Origin of the sequence: Streptomyces rapamycinicus NRRL 5491 (genome assembly GCF_024298965.1) — a bacterium.
In the GTDB taxonomy this organism is placed as follows: domain Bacteria; phylum Actinomycetota; class Actinomycetes; order Streptomycetales; family Streptomycetaceae; genus Streptomyces; species Streptomyces rapamycinicus.
Genome location: NZ_CP085193.1, coordinates 9,451,538 through 9,470,141, shown reverse-complemented (window position 1 = coordinate 9,470,141; position 18,604 = coordinate 9,451,538). Strand labels below are relative to the sequence as shown.

At 67.9% G+C, this 18,604-nt stretch carries 15 protein-coding genes and 2 pseudogenes; 3 read left to right on the top strand and 14 right to left on the bottom strand.

All coding sequences use genetic code 11. The features are described 5' to 3' along the window. Positions 1-62 precede the first annotated feature (62 nt). Positions 63-707: a hypothetical protein gene (locus LIV37_RS39955; protein ID WP_020872739.1), complete on the bottom strand. Its 645-nt coding sequence runs from the start codon at positions 705-707 to the stop codon at positions 63-65. Positions 708-1,046: 339 nt separating this feature from the next. Then, positions 1,047-1,383 (bottom strand): annotated as a pseudogene (locus LIV37_RS39945) (ATP-binding protein); the annotation flags it as partial. Between the two features lie 2 nt (positions 1,384-1,385). Between LIV37_RS39945 and LIV37_RS39940 the strand changes: the two are divergent. After that, positions 1,386-1,553 (top strand): annotated as a pseudogene (locus LIV37_RS39940) (integrase); the annotation flags it as partial. 195 nt (positions 1,554-1,748) lie between these two features. Here LIV37_RS39940 and LIV37_RS39935 read toward each other — a convergent pair. After that, complete coding sequence (locus tag LIV37_RS39935) at positions 1,749-2,936, bottom strand: lactonase family protein (RefSeq protein WP_020872738.1); 1,188 nt, start codon at positions 2,934-2,936, stop codon at positions 1,749-1,751. 121 nt (positions 2,937-3,057) lie between these two features. Continuing rightward, positions 3,058-3,225: a hypothetical protein gene (locus LIV37_RS39930; RefSeq protein WP_020872737.1), complete on the bottom strand. Its 168-nt coding sequence runs from the start codon at positions 3,223-3,225 to the stop codon at positions 3,058-3,060. A 797-nt stretch (positions 3,226-4,022) separates the two neighbouring features. Here LIV37_RS39930 and LIV37_RS39925 point away from each other — a divergent pair. Beyond that, complete coding sequence (locus tag LIV37_RS39925; RefSeq protein ID WP_020872735.1) at positions 4,023-5,102, top strand: integrase core domain-containing protein; 1,080 nt, start codon at positions 4,023-4,025, stop codon at positions 5,100-5,102. On the opposite strand, the gene LIV37_RS39920 is transcribed toward LIV37_RS39925, so the two are convergent. Beyond that, a complete protein-coding gene (locus tag LIV37_RS39920; RefSeq protein ID WP_148717755.1) occupies positions 5,039-6,706 on the bottom strand; it encodes an nSTAND1 domain-containing NTPase in 1,668 nt (555 codons plus the stop codon). The genes LIV37_RS39925 and LIV37_RS39920 overlap by 64 nt on opposite strands. 1,317 nt (positions 6,707-8,023) lie before the next feature. Between LIV37_RS39920 and LIV37_RS39915 the strand changes: the two genes are divergently transcribed. Continuing rightward, entirely contained in the window at positions 8,024-9,712 is a 1,689-nt protein-coding gene (locus LIV37_RS39915) for an IS1182 family transposase (RefSeq protein WP_020872732.1), read from the top strand. 388 nt (positions 9,713-10,100) lie between these two features. On the opposite strand, the gene LIV37_RS39910 is transcribed toward LIV37_RS39915, so the two are convergent. From LIV37_RS39910 to LIV37_RS39870, 9 genes are all read right to left on the bottom strand, one after another. Continuing rightward, positions 10,101-10,892 carry an SDR family NAD(P)-dependent oxidoreductase gene (locus tag LIV37_RS39910; protein ID WP_020872731.1) on the bottom strand — a complete coding sequence of 264 codons (792 nt, stop codon included), beginning with the start codon at positions 10,890-10,892 and terminating at the stop codon, positions 10,101-10,103. Positions 10,893-10,968: 76 nt separating this feature from the next. Beyond that, entirely contained in the window at positions 10,969-11,781 is an 813-nt protein-coding gene (locus tag LIV37_RS39905; RefSeq protein WP_020872730.1) for a sugar phosphate isomerase/epimerase family protein, read from the bottom strand. Between the two features lie 45 nt (positions 11,782-11,826). Beyond that, complete coding sequence (locus LIV37_RS39900) at positions 11,827-12,591, bottom strand: SDR family NAD(P)-dependent oxidoreductase (RefSeq protein WP_020872729.1); 765 nt, start codon at positions 12,589-12,591, stop codon at positions 11,827-11,829. After that, positions 12,588-13,931 carry an MFS transporter gene (locus LIV37_RS39895; RefSeq protein WP_020872728.1) on the bottom strand — a complete coding sequence of 448 codons (1,344 nt, stop codon included), beginning with the start codon at positions 13,929-13,931 and terminating at the stop codon, positions 12,588-12,590. The genes LIV37_RS39900 and LIV37_RS39895 overlap by 4 nt, the downstream gene beginning before the upstream one ends. Positions 13,932-14,183: 252 nt before the next feature. Beyond that, entirely contained in the window at positions 14,184-15,167 is a 984-nt protein-coding gene (locus LIV37_RS39890; RefSeq protein ID WP_020872727.1) for a Gfo/Idh/MocA family protein, read from the bottom strand. Further along, entirely contained in the window at positions 15,164-16,075 is a 912-nt protein-coding gene (locus LIV37_RS39885; RefSeq protein WP_020872726.1) for a sugar phosphate isomerase/epimerase family protein, read from the bottom strand. Before LIV37_RS39885 ends, LIV37_RS39890 begins: the two co-directional genes overlap by 4 nt. Next, positions 16,075-16,614 carry a VOC family protein gene (locus LIV37_RS39880; RefSeq protein ID WP_121823953.1) on the bottom strand — a complete coding sequence of 180 codons (540 nt, stop codon included), beginning with the start codon at positions 16,612-16,614 and terminating at the stop codon, positions 16,075-16,077. Before LIV37_RS39880 ends, LIV37_RS39885 begins: the two co-directional genes overlap by 1 nt. Then, the gene (locus tag LIV37_RS39875; RefSeq protein ID WP_020872724.1) at positions 16,611-17,609 is read right to left on the bottom strand and encodes a LacI family DNA-binding transcriptional regulator; all 999 of its coding nucleotides are present in this window, start codon (positions 17,607-17,609) and stop codon (positions 16,611-16,613) included. The genes LIV37_RS39880 and LIV37_RS39875 overlap by 4 nt, the downstream gene beginning before the upstream one ends. Continuing rightward, complete coding sequence (locus LIV37_RS39870; protein WP_121823954.1) at positions 17,602-18,597, bottom strand: Gfo/Idh/MocA family protein; 996 nt, start codon at positions 18,595-18,597, stop codon at positions 17,602-17,604. Before LIV37_RS39870 ends, LIV37_RS39875 begins: the two co-directional genes overlap by 8 nt. Positions 18,598-18,604: the final 7 nt, after the last annotated feature.

Below are 18,604 nucleotides of genomic sequence, written 5' to 3'. Positions count from 1 at the left end.
CCGTGACGCGCGCGCAGCCAGCTCTCCCTCCCGCCCGACAAGTCCATTTCAATCGCGTGCTGTCACGAGTGGCGAGACCAGCCTGGTCGCGTTCCTTGCCCAAGTCCTCTACGCGGAAGTCCGGGACAGATCGTCTTCGATCCGGCTGTGGACACGGTCTTCCCTCTGCGGGGAGCAGCCAGCGTCAGCAGGACGAAGCCCACGGCGAAGCCGAGCATCGTGAACACCCCCCGGGGCCAGAAGATGTGACTGTCCAAGAACGACCAGCAGGCGGCCAGCAGGACCACGGTGCCCGGCAGCACCCGTGCCCCATGCCGGCGCCAGAGCGCCGCGCACGTGGCGACAGCGGCCACGGCCAACGCGTGCACGCCCACCCGGCCCAACTCGCCCCCAGTTCGGAACAGCCCCCCGGCCGCCCCGTGGACACCATGGTCCACCACCGTCCCTGCGGAGATCCCCGCCACCGCGTCGAGCCCGGAGTAGTACGTGGCATAACAGAGACATCCTGCCCAGGCGAGCACCGTCAGAGCCCCTTCCCCGTTCCGGTGCGGCCGCCCCCACAGCGGGACCAACAAGCCCACCGCCAGGAAGGGGAAGACGGGCAGCAGGGCAATGTGCAGTCCGGCCCAGTGGCCGGCTGTCGCCGCTGTCAGATGCCGGGGATGCACCAGACCGGCGGTGGCAAGCAGCAGCGGAGCGGCCGTCACCGGTGCGATCGTACGAAGGGCACGGAGGGATCTCATCCGGTCACCGTAGGAGGCCGCCGGGCGGCCCGCGGCCCTGCCGGGAACGCGTAAGACTCCTGTAAGGGGAGGCCCGGAACGGGTCACGCTCCTCACGAGGTGACCGCCCTCTGCGGGCGATCCCCCGCACGCCGCCCACAGCAACATCACCGCGACCACGGCCACCAGCGCGAAGAGCCAGTGTCCAGCGCGTCGACTTGCTCCAGCTCTCCACGCAGGAGATCGGCAGCTCCACCTCGTGCTGGGGCAGAGCACGCAGTTCGTCCAGCCTCAGGGCGTACGGCCGTGGCCCGGCCACCACCAGGCCGCGCAAAGCCGTGGATCGGCGAAGGTCCTGCTCCAGCCCGTGAAAGCCTCGTTGGAAGCGATCGTGATGCTGCTCTTCTCGTCACGCGTAGTGAGACCTGGAAGAGCATTTCCGCGCCACGGTGGCCAGTTCGAGATAGCCCAGCTCATCGATTTCGAGAAGGTCGACGCCTCCGCAGCGGGCGATGGTCTTGCCGAGCTGCCTGTCGTCTGCCGCTTCCACCAGCTCGTTCACCAAGGATGCGGCCGTGATGTAGCGGACTCGTTGGCCGGCCAACGCGGCTGCGGTGCCCAGCCCGATCAACAGGTGTGCATTGCCGGTGCCCGAGTCTCCGCAAGCGACCTGGTCGACCTCGTACGGTGCACTCCATCCGGATTCTGGTGCTGCGTCTGACGAGGGAGAATCCACACCTGGGGCTACAGGCGTCTGCACGGCGAGCTGCTCGTGCTGGGTGGGAGGCGGCCGCGTCGGCCATCTGGATGATCTTGAAGGATGCCGGTGTCGTGGGTGGCGCAAGCGGCGACGAAACGAATCTGGGCATGGACCTCGAAGACGTCGGATGCCGGGCACGATTCATCACTGACCTGCGCGGATGAGGTACTCGGCAGGAGCACCGCTCAGCCGCTCCCGGACGTCGAGCGCAGCAGCGCAGGTCCTGCACGCCCTTGCGACGCACGCTCAGCGCCTCCACGTGCTGGTCACGCGGCGACGATGCCCTCCATGCCACCCTTCTCCGCGGAGAACTTCGGCAGGCCTTCAGTGGCCCTGGTGACCAGGGTCAGCTTGCCGTTGGCCGCGACCCGGAATCCGTCGATGTTGCCGGTCGTTCCGTTCTGTACGTAGAGGAACGCCCCATCGGCGGAGGCTGCCATGTCGATCGTGCCACGGGAGTCGGCCGACAGCGGCACCGCCTGCTTGGCCACCACGCTGACCTTCCCTGCCGAGTCCACGGAGTACGCGGTCACCGCTGAATTGCCGGTGCTGGCACCGTAGAAGAAGCCGCCCGCGGCCTGGATCCAGCACAGCGTGTTCTGCCCGTTCGGCACCGCGGCCGTCACAGTGGTCAGCTTTCCGCCGACGCCGACCTCGTAGGTGCTGACCGTCGATTCCTCGGCCTCGGTGACGAGCAGCCGGCCACCCTGGTCGAAGGTGAAGCCGAAGGGGACGTTGCCTGCCGACTTGTTGGAGACGGCCTTCTTGGCGAGGGTACCGTCGGCCGCGACCGGGAAGACCTCGATCGTGTTGGTCGACTTGAGGGTCACGGCCAGGTTTTCGCCGTCGGGCGTGAACGAAACCTGGGCGGGGTTGTCGCTGAAGACCGGGACAGCAGGGCCCTTGACCCCGAGCAGGCGCTTCGATCCGGGTATGGCCTTCAGGCCCTGCGCGGTGATGTTGAAGCCCTGCACCGACGCTTCGCCGCCACCGTTCAATACATAGGCGGTGTCGCCGTACACCGCGACCGACAGGGGGAAGTCACCTCCCGAGGAGACCGACTGGCGGTTGGAGAGCTTCTGGCCGGAGACGCCGAACGAGGTGACCGAACCACTGCCCGCGTTGACACCGATCAGCAGGTGATGCCGCGCGTCATAGACCAGGGAACCCTGCGAAGCGAGCGCGTCGGTGGGCGCACCGGTGGCAACCGCGCCCTTGCCTCCGGTCTTGTAGTTGCCGGCGGCGGTCAGCTTGCCTGTGCCGGAACGCTTGAACGCGTGGATGGTGTTGCCGGACACTTCGTTGCCCTGGACGAACACCGCGTGGTCCGCACCGGTGGCAGCGGCCTTCGTACTGGACGCGGCGTCCGGACGATGTTCCTCACTGGCGTTGGCCAGGCTGAACGTCGTCACGGCGGCCGCCACCGTGGTCACTGCGACCGAGAGGCCGATCACGCGGCTCTTCGTATAGGACCTGCGACGCCTGCTCATTACGCGTATGCCTCCTGTGTGAACGGTGTGCCGGCAACCATCCTGAGAAGCGAGGCGGGAAGGCAGCGGTGATTCGGTCAGCACGTCATGACTTCGTAAGAACCCGGGCGACCGACTCGGCGATCGTAAATCCCCTGGTCAGCCACCGTACTGCAGTAAATGCACCCTTCAGGCTGACCACACGCTGGCGCACCTCCGCGGCCAGCTGCCGCTCTCTCTCCTCGCGCAGACCGTAGTCCGTCATCGTGCTCATGACTGGCTTTCCTTCCTCGCAAGCGCTGCCAGCCCACGCCGAAGGTGGCCGCCCGGGGCCGGCACGGCTCCCAGCCCCGCGAGAGCGCCGCTGAGCCCCTTCGCCGCCACCTCACCAGCACCGTTCAACTGGCGCGCCCAATCACGAGCTGCCGTCATCAACTGCAGCGCCCTCCAACCAGAGGTCCGCAGCGCCGAACGAGCCTTCCCGGCCAAAGCGTCAGCTGCCTTGGTGTCCCAGGGCAGGAAGACGACGCGGCTGATGCCGAGCGTCGCGGTGATCTCCCCAACCGCATACGGGCATGGCCCTACCACAGCCAGCACGTATCGCTCCGCTCGCGCCCCGGCCTCCGCCAGGTACGCATATGCGTGCGCCAACGCATCTGCCCCGCCCCGGGCCACCAGCACCACAGCCTCCGCGCCCCGAGCAGGCCCTCGACGTCCTCACTGATACGGCCCACGTCCAACACGACCGTGCCCCGGTCTCCTTCATCGCCCAGCAGTAGCCGCTGCACGTACTCGGCTACTAGCCGAACGGCCTCCGAGCAGGTTCTGCCGCCTGCTGGCGAAGCCACCACACGGACACCAAACGACAGTTCCGTTGTCGCCCCGAGGAGTGACCCGGGCCGTTCCTTACGGGCCGAGGTAGCCACATCCAGCAGTCCCGGAGTGTGCGGAACGCCGAACCGAACCGCCAGATCGCCACCCGAGACATCAGCTTCGACCACCTGTGCCGCTCGAAAAGTCCGTCGCTGCAGGTGGCGGAGGTGATGGGTCGTCGGCTGGGAGCATGACCGGATGTTCGTACGCCTGCTATACAAGATGACCCGCAAGTTGATCTCCCTCCCATCGACGTTACTCCGCAACGATGCCGTGAAGGACGCGGAGCTACTCGTACTCCGCCACGAGAATGCGGTCCTGCGCCGGCAGCTGACCCGACCAGTCAGCTACGAGCCATCGGACCGGTTCTGGTTCGCAGCCCTGTCCGGACTCATACCCCGCCTGCGCTGGCGCGAGGTCTTCCCGGTCACCCCCGGTACCCTGCTGGGCTGGCACCGCAGGTTCATCGCCGCGAAGTGGGACTACAGCGTGCGCAGACGCACCGGTCGACCACCCACCGCCATGGCGACCAAGAACCTCGTCCTGCGACTCGCCGACGAGAATCCGCGCTGGGGCCACAGGCGAATCCAGGGCGAGTTGGCCCGGCTCGGACACCGGATCGCACCCTCGACGGTGTGGCAGATCCTGCACGCAGCGGGCATCGACCCGGCGCCGCGTCGCTCCGGTCCGACCTGGCGTGGGTTCCTCAGCTCGCAAGCCGAGGGCATCATCGCGGCGGACTTCTTCCACATCGACACCGCGCTCGGCAGGCGGCTGTACGCGCTGGCCTTCCTCGAGCACGGTACCCGACGCCTGCACATCACCGGCGTCACCGCCAACCCGACGCGGGGATGGACCGTGCAGCAGGCAAGAAATCTCACCGCTGACCTCGGCATGCGCATGGAGTCCCTGCGGTTCCTGCTGCGCGATCGGGACGGCAAGTACGGCGAGGCATTCGACGCCGTCTTCAAAGCCGAGGAACTGGACGTGATCAAGAGCGCGCCACGAGCACCTCGGATGAACGCCCACTGCGAACGCGTCATCGGCAGCATCCACCGCGAGGCCCTCGACCACGTCCTCATTCTGGGCGAAGCGCATGCCCGACAGGTCCTTGCTGTCTACCAGAGTCACTACAACAAGCACCGGCCCCACCAGGCCCGCACCCAACTACCACCCGATGCCCAGAATCAGCCTGCTGCAACGGACACCGGCGCTCACCGACTGCTGCGAACCCGCATCCTCCGCGGCCTCATCAGCGAGTACCGATACGCCGCGTGACGTGCAGCGACGACTTTTCGAGCGGCACAGGTCACCGGATCCTCCTCGCGCAACGCGTCGGCCTGGGCGGCGATCTGCTTCGACGCCAGTTCGTCCGCGCGCTGCCGAGACCTGTCCCGCTCGATGTAGGCCACGGTGCCCGCCACGACCAGCAGCAGGGCCACACACGCCGCGAGCCCGGCTGTAAGACGCCGACGCAACCGGGCGCGACGTTCGGCCGCCAGGCCCGCGGTCAGGAACGCGCGCTCCCCGTCGGTCAGCTCGCTGTACCGGGAAGGGGGCCATAGTTCCGCGGCACCCGCCAGGCGGGTGCCGCGGTACAGCGTCCCCGGATCTCGGCCCAGTTCATCCCAGGTAGTGGCGGCCTCGGTGAGCTGCCGGTGGGCCCGCAGCCGCTCGCGGTCCTCCTCGACCCAGGTGTGCAGCCGCGGCCACGCGGTCAGCAAAGCCTCGTGTGCCAGGTCGACCGTGCCCTCATCCGCGGTGAGCAGCCGGGCACGAATCAGCCGGTCCAAGACCGTGCCCACCTCCCCGCCAGCCTCGAGCGCGGCGAGTTCGCTGCGCGGAGTGGGGCGGCGGGTATCGGGGGCGTCGTCGCCCGGGGTGACCAGGCGCAGCAGCAGACGGCGGGCCAGCCCGGCCTGGGCGGGGGTCAGGCCGGTGTAGAGGTCTTCGGCGGTGCGGGCGATCGCCCCGTTCAGGCCGCCGGCCGCAGTGTAGGCGACCTCGGTCAGGGCCCGGCTCTGGCGGCGGCGCCAGGTCTCCAGCAGAGCATGGGACATCAGCGGCAGGGCACCGGGCGCGTCTTCGACCTCCTCGATCAGCCGGGCGGTAAGGGATCGTTCCACGAGCAGCCCGGTGGCCTGGGCGGGCTTGGTGATCGCCTCGCGCAGCTCGGCTGGGCCCATCGGCCCGACCAGCACCGTGGACTCTTGCAAGGCCGCGGTCAGACCCGCGTGTTCTGCGCAGCGGCCCAGGAAGTCGGCGCGTATGGCCAGGACCACGCGCAGCCGGCTGGCCGGGTCGGTGGCCTCTAGCAGACGTTCGAGGAAGGCGGAGCGCTCGGCCGGGTCGGTGCACAGGGTGTAGAGCTCTTCGAACTGGTCAACGATCAGCCAGGTGTCCCCTTCGCCGGTCTCCTGCGCCGAAAGCCGGTCGCCATGGATGCGCAGCGGGTGCGGACCGGGGGTGAACACCCGCAGCGCTGCGGGCCGCAGGGCCGGGTCAGTCGTGTGCTGCAGGCGCGGGATCAGCCCGGCACGCAGCAGAGAGGACTTCCCGCTGCCCGACGGACCGAACACCGCACTTAATCGTCGCTGCCGGGTCAGGTCTGTCAGGCGATGAGTGACCTGGTCGCGGCCGAAGAACAGATCGGCGTCGCCGGGCTCGTAGCGGGCCAAGCCGCGGTACGGCGGCTCCCCGCCCTCCGCTGGCCGCGGCACGGCGGCCGCATCTTCAGCAGCTTGTCGCCAGCGCTGCTCCCACTCGGCCCGATCCCCATCGCAGGCCTGCACATAGGCCAGCGTCACAGGAAGGGTTGGCAGCCGTTCCCCGGCGGCCGCCTGGGACAGCGTGCTCGCACCGTGCTCGGAGCGAGTGGCCATCGTCTTGTAGGTGGGGCTGCCGGCTTGCCTCCGCAGCGTGCGTAACTCCACAGCGAACCGCTGCACCGGACCCGCGTTCGGATCCAGTGGACTCTCAGGACGCCCCGGCATCGGTCACTCCTCATCCCCGCCTCCCCCGTGGACGCGGCGCTGTGGCCCCAGAAGGTACGCGCGCTCGCAGTCGAGCAGCAAACCTGAGACTTCTTCATTGGTCAGCGTCGTGCGCTGCCGCCTACGACCTGCGGTGTAGCCATTGACCAGGGTGACGGAAGCGAGTTGTCGATCAATACCCAGCCCGGTGAACTCGAAGACACAGCGGCTTACAGCGGTGCCGACGCGGACTGCGGACGTAAGCCGCACGGGGGTGGGCAACGTCCGCATCCGCAGCCAGCAGCGCCTCACGTAGCTGCTTCCCGAAACACTCCACTTTCCCTCCCTTGGCCTGCCGCCTTAGCCGGGGCGGGGGCCGACGAAAGGTACACACCGTGCGTACGTCTCTCCTGCGGCGGTCAGCGTCGCCGCAGCATGCGATTGCCCCCACACTCCATCCTGCGGCACGCTGGGCGGTGAGCTAAGAGGTGGTGATGAGACGCCTGGCACCGCCGACGCATGGCTGGCCGCTGCCGCTGAGGGAGGAAGACCGGGAAATCCCCGAGCCGGCCGATGGCCGGATCGCGGTCGTACAGCGTGAGCCGGAGTGGGCCCTGCCCATGTGCATGCCGCGTTACTTCAGGCTCTACACCCCGCACCGAGTGGCCTCGGCATGGCTCATCCCTCCACTCACAGGAGTGCCGCCGATGGCACGATGCCGCCATAGTCTTTGCCACCACCGTCGATACCCTCCACGCCACGTTGCGAACCGCCCATGAACAGGCCGCCCAAGCCCGCCCCTGGATGGTCCTGGAGTGGCGCCGCGCGAAGTGGGCTTGGGTGGAGAGGCAGGAGCAATTCCACGAGGGCATCAGCCAAGCGGCCTACGCCTACTGGCCCGTGTCCAAGGAGATTTCCGCCAGGGTCAGGCAAGAGAGGACCAAGGCCGCCGCGCGAGAGCGTGACGGCGCGGAGATCGAGACTCACACGTTCGTGCATCACGGCGTCGAAACACGTGTGCACCGCGTGACGGCACCTGAAGGACTCTGTTGGTCGATGTGATGGTTCACCTGAAATGACCTTCGGGTGGGTTGGACACTGCTCGTTGTCGGGTCTGTTTCGTGGGGCCGAGGGGAGATCATGTCGATGCGTTCGTTGCCTGCGCCCGCGGTGCCTGAGTCCACGGCCAGGGTTGCCCGTGCCGCGTTCCCGCGCGGGTGTCTGGCCATGCGGATCAGGGACGAGTTCGGGCCGGTATTTGAAAGCGAGCAGTTCGTGGCGGCGTTCGCGCATCGGGGCGGTCCGTCCGTGTCTCCGGGGATGCTGGCGCTGGTCAGCGTGATGCAGTACGCAGAGCGGCTGACCGACCGGCAGGCCGCTGATGCGGTGCGCGGCCGGATCGACTGGCAATACGCCCTCGGCCTCCAACTCGCTGACCCTGGCTTCGATTTCTCAGTGCTCAGCGAGTTCCGCGACCGGTTGATCGCCCACGGCCTGGAACAGCAGATCCTGGACGCCATCCTCGCGCAGTGCAACAAACGGGGACTCCTGCGGGCCGGCGGCCGGGCCCGCACCGACTCCACCCACGTCATCGCCTGCATCCGTGACCTGAACCGGCTGGAGTTCGTCACCGAGACCATGCGCTGCGCCCTGGAGGCTCTGGCGGTGGCCGCCCCCGCCTGGCTGGCCGGCACCGACGCGGTCAACGCGGACTGGCTCGCGCGCTACCAGCAGCGCGCCGACTCCTACCGGCTGCCCAAGGGCGAGCCCGAGCGCACCGCGTTCGCCGAGAACGTCGGGGGCGACGGCTACGAATTACTCCACACTCTCGACGATCCCACCGCCCCCGCCCACCTCCGCGACCTCGAGGCGGTCGTGCTCCTGCGCACCGTGTGGGCCCAGGAGTACCAGCGCGACGCCCGCGGAGTACGCTGGCGCGGGCACAAACAACGCCCGCCGGGAGCGGCACGCATCGTCTCCCCACACGACGTGGACGCGCGCTGCGGGGTGAAGCGGGGATCCGCCTGGGACGGCTACAAGACCCATCTCACCGAAAGCTGCGACGACGGCCTTCCCCACCTGATCACGTGCACGGCCACCACACCGGCCACGACGGACGATCACCGGCTCACCGCCGCCGTCCACCAGTCCTTGACCGAGCGAGGCCTGAAGCCGGCCGAGCACTACGTGGACAGCGGCTACACCAGCGCGAAGATCATCCTTGAAGCTCGTGCACGGGGCGTCGAGGTCATCGGGCCGGTCAGGCAGGCCGGCGGCCGACCGGCCCTGCTCGGCAGCGGCTACGCCGCCACCGACTTCCGCATCGACTGGCGGGCCCGGCAGGTGACCTGCCCGCAGGGCCGGATCAGCACCCGCTGGACCGACACCACCATCGGCGGCGAAACCCGCGTCCACATCGACTTCTCCGGGGCCGGATGCACCAGCTGCCCGGCCAAGGACGCCTGCACCACGGCCGCCTACCGTGTCCTGACGCTGCTGCCACGCGAAGAGCACGAACTCCTCCGACAACGTCGGGCAGAACAGCAGACCGATCAGTGGAAGAAGCAGTACCACACCAGGGCCGGGGTGGAGGGCAGCATCTCGCAGGCGGTGCGGCGCACCGGCACCCGGCGCACTCGCTACCGCGGCCTCGCCAAAACCTCATTGGCCCAAGTCCTGACCGCGGCCGCACTCAACCTCTACCGCCTCGACACTTGGTGGACCGGAACCCCCTGGGCACCGCACGAGTCTCCCACTACGAACAGCTTGTCCTCAGCCACGCGGCCTGACCGACAAAACCCAGATCACATCCGCCAACAGAGTCCCACAGCCATCACCGTCACGCGGATCACCCCGTCCTGTCTGGCTGTGATCGTCCGGGTCATCAACTCGGTCAGCAGCCGCACCACCAAGTGACGGCTCAGCTCCGGAACCGTCTCCCACCAGGGAATCTGGGGAGTTCCGCGACGATGTCCTCCGACACCGCGACTCACCACCCTCCACTTCAGCAGCCCCTGCCTCCCGCAACTGCCGCACGACAGCCGCGGCCTGGAGCATGCCGTCCACCCCTACGACCGGGACATCCCCCGCCCCGGAGTCGTATATGTACGAATTACGGCTTGCTTCGTGAACGCTGCTTCAACCGACTCAAGCAGTGGCGCGGCATCGCCACCCGCCACGACAAGACCGCCCAGTCCCTCGAAGCAGCCGTCGCCCTCGCCTCACACCTGATGTGGGCGCGAAATTTGACAACAGAACCTAGGGGCACCGCTGTGTGACTGTCAAGCCGGTTGAACAGTTCCCGTCAGAACTTGGAGCTGGGCCGACCGGGAATGTGACTGAGAATGGACTTGGAGAAGCCCCCATCGACGCAGACATCTTGGCCGGTGACATATCCTGCCAGCGGGCTGACAAGAAACTCGATCACGTTCGCGATATCCATCGGGTCGCCAATTTTCGACAACGGGATGATTTCCTCCCTTGCCTTCTTCACTTCGGGATCGAGGTACATTTGTTCAGTCATCTGCGTGCGAGTCATGCCCGGGGATACCACGTTCACGCGGATTCCGTCAGGTGCCCATTCCAGTGCGAGTGTCTGAGCCAACATCGTGAGTGCAGCCTTGGTCGGACTGTAAGCACCCGATCCGGCATGTGGGAGCTGGCCGGACATCGAAGAGGTGAAACAGGCGGACCCGCGACTATCCTTCAGGTGCGGGTAACTTGCTTTGGCAAGTAGCCACGCCCCGCGGAGGTTGACGGAGAACATGCCGTCCCAGTCCTCGAGGGAGAGATCCTTGAGTGCGCCAGGGTTGGCGATTCCGGCATTTGCCACCAGCGCATCCAAGCCGCCGAACTCGTCGACCACAACGGTTACCAGCTGACCGGGCACGTCGGGATCACCCAGGTCTCCTGTCAATGCAATGGCTTTGCCGCCCATCGACTGGATCGATCGGACGACCTCGTCTTGTCGCGCGTTCGCAGTAAGGCCAGATACCGCGATCATTGGCTGTTCGCCACGGGCGAGCGCCGCCTCTGCGATCCTCAGGCTTGCAGACGCGCCGATGCCGCTGCTTCCGCCACTGACCAGAACTCTCATTGCACACTCTCCTCGCATATTCCCAGCGGGCATATTCAGCAGGCCACACACGTCGTGACAGCTGCCTCTGTTGCGTTTACTCTCCGAGATTCCAACCCTCTTCATCGAGGTCACGTATCGCCTTCGCGAATTCTTCCAGGGTGTTCTCTTCGCGGATGACTTCGAGCACGACGTTACCCACCCCGATTGTTTCTTGGACCGCTTTACCCAGCCCGTTCCAATCGATCACCCCAGTGCCGATGGGGTCGTGTCCCCACGTTTCTGTCCCCGTGTCGGAGATATGCATGAGCGCAACCGATTCGTGGTGTGCACGCAGACCCGATACGGGATCCTCCTCGATGTAAGCAGCGTTCGCGACGTCGTACACGATTTTCAGTGCATCATCATTGACTGTGCCGACGATATCTGCCAGTTCCCCAATCGTCGGTGCGAAGCAGTAGGGGGTGTTCTCGAAGAGGAGCCGCTTTCCCGCCCGCTTGGCCAGCGGGATCAGCTCTTCCAGGCTTTCATGCATCCACCCGTAGACACTCTCGAGCGAGGGGGAGATCATAGGGCGCCGCGTGCCGGGTGATATCACAATTTCCGGGACATTCCAAGCCACCGCAAGGTCGATCACCGACGTGATGTGCTCGATGCTCTTCCGGCGCATGCTGGCACCAGGGCTGGCCAGATTGATGTCGTATCCGCCGGCATTCAGGGAGCGGATCTTGGCGCCGTTCTCGTTGAGCGTCGCCAGCATTGCCGAACGCTCGGAGCTGGAGATCTCTTCCGGCCAGCAGTGTGGAGAGCTGATGGGAACCTCGAAGGTGTTGTACCCATTCTGGACCAACTCGGATACCGCAGCGGTCGCCGTTGTCGACCAAAGATATGAAAACGTGTTGATGATCATTGGGTTTTCCCTTCAATCGATTCCGCTCAGAGTGGAGTCGCTCCATCAACTGCCCATCCCGAGCCGGGCGCCGCCGGCGACATCCAGGCTCAGGCCGGTCAGGTAACGGTTGGCCGGGTCGGTGAGGAAGGCGATGGTTGCCGCCACCTCCTCGGGCTCGGCGAACCGGCCCATCGGGATTTGCGCGGCCCGGGCCTGGCGGGCGCGCCGGTCCCCCTCGGGGTCGCCGCCGCCGGCGCGGTCGGCAAGTTGGGCCCACATGGCGGTGTTGACCGGGCCGGGGCACACGCAGTTGACCGACACGTTGTCCGGGCCGAGTTCCAGAGCCAGCGACCAGCAGATGTTCAACACGGCCGCCTTGCTGGCGTTGTACGGCACGTACGCGCGACGGGCCTCCTTGGCGGCGACCGATGCCACCGCGACCATGGAGCCGGAGCCCTGGGCCTTCATCACGAGGCCGACTTCGCGCAGTACGGAGAAGGCACCCGTGGCGTTGATCGCCATCACCCGGGCGAACTCGGAGCTCGGGGTGGTGAGGAGGTCCGGCTCGTTGCCGAGAACCCCGGCGGCGTGCACCAGGACGTCGATCGCCCCGTACTCCGCCCGGATCCCGTTCACGGTGTCGCGCACCGCCCGCTCGTCTGTGACATTGAGCTCACGGAAGTCCGCGAGCCACTTCGGGAGGCTGTCCGGTGCCGTGCGGTCGCAGCCGATGACCGTCGCGCCGACTGCGTGCAGTCGCTCGGCGGTGGCGGCTCCGATGCCGCCGCTGGACCCGGTGACCAGTGCGATCTGCGGTTGGGCGGTCATGGGGTGTCCTTCGTAGATGCCGTGGGTTTCGTGATGCTGAGCATTACTTGGCTTCCAGATGCCGCAGGGGGCGTGGTGTCAGTGGTGTGCGTGACCTGGCAGCCCGTCTCCGGCAGCGTCAGGTAGACGATGAGGCAGATCAGGACGATGGCCGTCATGTACACCGCCACGCCCATGGGGTGGCCCGCCTCGACGAATGAGCTGGCGATGAGCGGGGCCGTCCCACCGAGGGTCGCGATGACGATCTGGTGGGCCAGACCGATGCCGGACACGCGGACGGCGGCGGGGAACAGTTCGGCCTGGATCGTCGGGTAGACGCCCTGCCAGATGGCCAGTACCACCCAGCCGCTGACGGTCACCGTCACGTATACGCCGAATCCGGGGTGCTGCAAGAGCAACAGCAGCGGGTAGAAGAGCACCACCATGCCCGCGGCCCCGATGATGGGGAAGGGCTTGCGGCGGCCAATGCGGTCGGACAGGGCTCCGCACAGCGGCACGATGATCACCAGCAGGCCCAGCCCGATGGCGTTCCCCGCCAGGGCGGAGTCCAGGTCACGTCCGGTGGTCAGGTGTGCGTAGGTGGGCAGGAACGTGGCCCACGTGTAGTAGGCGACGGCCGGGGCCGACAGAGCCGCGGTCTGCAGCAGTGCCTTGGGGTGCCTGCGCAGCAGTTCCCGCAGACGCAGTATCTCGGGCTTCTTGTCGGTGGCGGAGTCCTCGACGGCGGCCTCGAACGCCGGGGATTCGTCGGCGCGCGAGCGCAGCAACAGACCGACGACGCCCAAGAGCCCTCCGATGGCGAACGGGATGCGCCAGCCCCATGTCTCCAGGTCGTGGATGCTCAGGGTCGAGGTGACGATCGCCCCCATGCCGGTGGCGGCCAGTGTGGCCAGGCCGCTGGCCGCGTTCGACAGTGAGCCGAACAGGCCGCGCCGGTCGGTCGAGCCGTTCTCCACCATGTAGGCGATGGCGCTCTGCGACTCGCTGCCGGCCGAGATGCCCTGCAGTACGCGGGCGAGCAGGAACAGCAGCGGCGCCGCGTAGCCGATGGCGGAGAACGGCGGGGTGAGCGCGAGGATCAGGCTGCCCGCGGTCATGCCGCCGACTGCTACGGCCATCACGACGCGACGGCCGTAGCGGTCGGCCAGCGGGGAGATGATGACGCCGCTCAGTGGCCGCACCACGAACCCGACCGCGTAGGTAAGCAGGGCGCTGATCAGCGACATCGCCGGGCTGCTGCCGGGAAAGATCTGGCTTGAGAAGACGGCGGCCAGGAGGCCGTAGATGTACCAGTCGTACCACTCGATGAAGTGGCCGACGGTGCCGGCCAGGATGTTCAACCGCCTTCTGCGGGGCGGGGCTTCTCCTTCGGCCGGGTTGGAGGGGGAGTTCGGTGAGGTTATTCTTGGTGCGTTCGCCATTGAGCGCTCCTCAGTGCAGTGAGGGATGGGATCTGTGCGAACAAGCGGCGGGTGAGAGCGCCGCGGTCCAGTTGTTGGGCCGAAAGTGTCGGCGGTTCCGGAAGCCTTCTTCGAGCGTGGATGCCGTCGACACCTGCCTCGGGGCGGGGCCGTTCGAGGCTCGCGGGGGAATCAGCGCGTCGCGTGGCTGGACCAGGTGCGGCCCTCCTGCTCCTTCACGGGGAGACCGGCGGCCTGCAGGATGTCGTCGAGGAGCGCCTGCGTGCGGGCGGCTTCCCGCCCCGACGTGAGCGGCGTGCCACGGTCACGTACGCGGTCGAGGAAGTGGTGAACGGCGGCGGCGAAGCCGAAGGTGTTCGTGGCCGTGGCCCAGCCGAATGCCTCGGGGCTCATCGAGCGCACGGTGCTCACACCCTCCCGGGTGAGGGTCACCGTGTCCGGAGCCACCACCTCGGCCGAGCGCTCCGCGCCGTAGGCATCCAGCTTTTCCGCCCACGCACCGGCGGTCCGTGCCGCCGTCAGGATGCCAGTGCCGCCACCGGCGAAGCGGATCAGGGCGGAGACGCCGTCCTCCTGCCACGGGTCGTCACCGGCGGCGTGGGCGGAGACATCGACCGGCTCACCCGGGCAGAACCAGCGCAACAGGTCCACCATGTGGATGGCGTTCTCGAAGGTCGCGCGGTACTCGCTGCCGCGGCGGTTCTTCTGCGCGACGCAGAACGCGGCGCCGGCGTCCCCGAACTCCTCGCGGGCGGCGACGTAGGTCGGCGCGAAGCGACGGTTGAAGCCGACCATCAGGACGCGCTCGTGCTCGTCGGCGAGGTCGGCGAGCCGCTCCGCGTCGCTGGTCGCGGTCGCGAGGGGCTTTTCGCAGAAGACATCCACGTCCGCCTCCAGCGCGCTGCGCACGCCGGCGACATGCTCCGACCTCGGGGTCAGCACGAACAGGGCGTCCAGGTCACGTCCCAGGGCCTGCTCGACGGTCCGGACCGCGGTGGAAAACCCCCACCGGCGGACCAGTTCGGAGGGGTCCTCGCGCCGGGACACCAGCACGTCGAGCTCGACGTCGTCCCGTGCCACCAGGGTGGGCAGCTGCGCGATGTGCGCGATGTTCCCGGCGCCGACCACGCCGACACGCAGCGGGGTCGTGCTCATCGGGACACCTCCGCGGGCGTGAGACCGGCGGCCTGGTCGAGGAGAGCGCGGAGCGCGCGGGCGGACCGGGCGAAGCCCTCCTCCGGAGCCGGGAGGTCCTGCGGGTGCCACCGGTACTCGTACTCGAGGCTGAGGACGTCGTCGTAACCGTTCTGCTTGACCGCCCGCAGGATCTCCGCCCAGGGCACGACGCCCTCGCCGACGACGCGGGAGCGTACAGCCCGCTCGTCCGCCTTCACCCGGGCCGTCTCGGAGGCGACGAAGGGGGCGTTCGGGTCCGTGAAGACAAGGTCCTTCACGTGGACGTGCCCGATCAGGTCGCCCTGCTCCCGCAGCGCCTCCGGCCATGCCTCGTCGTGGGTGAAGGTGAGGTTCGCCTGGTCGTACAGGACGCGCACCGCGGGCGAGTCCACCTCACGTATCAGCCGGGCTGTGTCCTTGGCGGACTGCGTCATGGTGCCGAAGTGGTTCTCCACGCACAGGCGCACTCCGGCGTCGGCGGCGAGCGGTGCAAGCTCCGTCAGTGCCGAGCGCAGGCGCTCCCAGTGTGCGGCGTGGTCGGTTCGGTCCGCGCCCCAGGAACCCGCGTACACCCGGATCCGGGTGGCGCCCACGCGATGGGCGCAGTCGATGGCCGACCGCAGTTCGTCGAGCGCGGCGCGGCGCTGTGCCGGGTCCTCGTGGTTGATGCCGGTGGTGTACGGAGAGAGTCCCATCACCGGTACGCCGAGATCGTCCGCCACGCGGGCCGCCTCCGCCGCGGCGGCATCGTCCCGGATGGGCAGTCCGCTGCGGTAGTCGTTCTGGTAGATGACCTCGGCTCCCTCCAGACCGGCGGAGGCGAAGAGTTGCAGCGCCTCCGGGAGGGTCTGTTCCGGTGTGCCGAGGGTGTGGCCAATGATGCGCATTACAGGTTCTTTCCGGTTCGGGAGGGGCCAGTCCAATCGTCGGGGCCGACCAGGGGTGGCGGGCTGTGGACGCGGGAGCGGTCGACGAGCTCGATCAACAGGCCCCAGGGCGCCCGGAGATAGGTCCATCGGTTGCCCGCGACGCGCGGGCTGTCGGGGCCGACCTCCTTGGTGTGGCCCAGCACACGGGCGCCGTGCGACCGGAGGTGTTCGACGGCGGTGTCGACGTCCGCCACGGTGAAGCACAAGTGGTGGCCACCCGCGTCCGAGTGGCGCGGGTAGTCGCTCCGCTGGTCGGTGCTCCACCACTGGAACAGCTCGACGTTGAGGTTCGGCGGCATGCGCAGCATGGCGAGTTCCAGATGGGCGTCGGCCGGGACCTCGAAGTGCGCGGGCATGAAGTCGGCGTCGGGCCCTCGCGTCGAGCGGTAGAGCTCCTCGGCGCCGAAGGCCTCTGCGAAGAAGGTGACCGCTTCGCCGAGGTCGGGCACCGTGAACGCGACATGGTCCACGTGCTGGAATCCTGCGGGCAGGCTCATCGGGGCACCTCCGCGGTCGACTCACGAACCAGTAGATCGGGGGCGAGGACGACATGTGCCGTCTCCCCGTCCTTGAGGAGTTTCTCGGCGAGGTCGATGGCGATCACTCCCATGTCGGCGATGGGCTGGCGGACGGTGGTCAGTCGCGGGTTGTACCGGGCGCCGAATTCCAGGCCGTCGAAACCCATCACCGACACCTCGTCCGGGACGGACACACCACGCACACCAAGAGCGGAGATGAGGGCGAAGGCGACCATGTCATTGGCCGCGATGACCGCGGTCGGGCGCTCCTCGCGTGCCATGTCCACCAGACGCTGGGCGGCCCGCTCCCCCACATCCGGCCCGGTGCCTCCGTCCAGGACCATCGCCGGCATGCCCAGCTCCGCGGCCAGCCCCTCGTAGGCGGCCAGGCGGTCCTTGGACGTGTACGCCCCGGAGATGCCGGACACGTAGGCGATGCGCCGATGCCCCAGGCCGCGCAGGTGGTCCACGGCGAGTGCGATGCCCTCGGCGCTGTCCACCGTCACGGTCGGCACCTGTGCCTCCTCGACGCGGTCGATGACGACGACCTTGCTGCCGAGGGCGACGTTCTGCAGCTCGTCGAGGTCCACGGTGGTCGACGGCGCGACGATCCCGAAGGGCGCGTACATCTCCTGAAGGGACGTCAAATAGGCGTTGGTCTGGGCGACTTCACCGCCGGTCACGCACAGCACCAATTGGTAGCCCCGGTCGGCCGCCGCTGCCGCCATGGTCCTCGCCAGCTCACCGTAGAAGGGGTTGGTGATGTCCGGGACTATCAGCGGAACGAGCTTGCTCGCACGACGGCGCAGGGCTTGCGCCAGCGGGTTCACCCGGTAGCCGAGGCTCTCCGCCACCTCCAGGACGTGCTTGCGGGTCTTGGCGTTCACGGCTTCCGGCCGGGAGAAGGCTCGGGAAACCGTGGAGCGGTGCACGCCCGCTCGGGCGGCGACGTCGTCGATGCTCACCTCAGCCATGGCTGACCTCCAGGGACGCAATGGAAGACCGCCCGTACGCGGCCCAGATGAGGCTCATTGTGTCGGCGAGGTCGTCCAACGTCGGCAGCCCGGCGAAGCCGTCCGCCCATGAGTCGGCCACCTGCCGGACGAACACGTCGTACAGCGGGTCGCTGTCGACGTCGATGGTTTTCGACTCGGTGACACCGCTCGCGGTGTGCGTGAAGGAGACGTCGCCGGAGGTGCCCACGTCGACGTACCCCCTGCCGCCGACGCTGGTGTAAGAGCAGTACCGCTGAGCGGGGCTCGACGGGAAGGCGTAGCCGACCTCGATGATCGCCTCGCTGCCGTCGTCGCCCGCCAGTACGAGGGTGGCGTGGTCCTCGACGCCCTCGCCGTGCAGGCTCGCTGACAGGTGGGCGGCCACGAGTTCCACGCGGCGGGCGCGGCTTCGCTGCAGGAAGAGGTCGACGAAGTGCGGCGCGAGGTTCACCAGACACCCCCCGCCGGAGCGGGCGGGATCGAGCATCCAGGAGCAGCCTGCCGCGTGATAGCGCTCCGGCGGGCCGGCCACGAAGCTCGTACGTTGATACGTAGGCGCACCGGCCAGGGACAGCGCGTGGTCCACGGGGCCGCCGCGCTGAACGAAGGGGACGGTCGCCGCCACCCCGGCTGCTGCGGCCGCATCGCGAATCCGCTCCACGTCCTCGGGCCCCGTACCACCCGGCTTCTCGACCACGAACGGGATGCCGCGCTCGACCAGGGCCAGACAGGTCTCCACCATGCGGTCGTGCGGGACGAAGACGTAGGCCAGGTCCAGAGGGCCGGCATCCAGCGCTTCGCCGACTTCCCCGTAAACGGCCGCGTCGAGGCGTCCGGCGATGTCGGTGACCTGGTCGGGCTCCTCGTCCTGGACCACCACGACGTCGTGAGTGTCCCCCCAGGCACTGACATGCAGGGGTACGTGCCAGTGCCGGGCACCCAGCACGGCCGTTCGCGGACATCTCACGATGCGA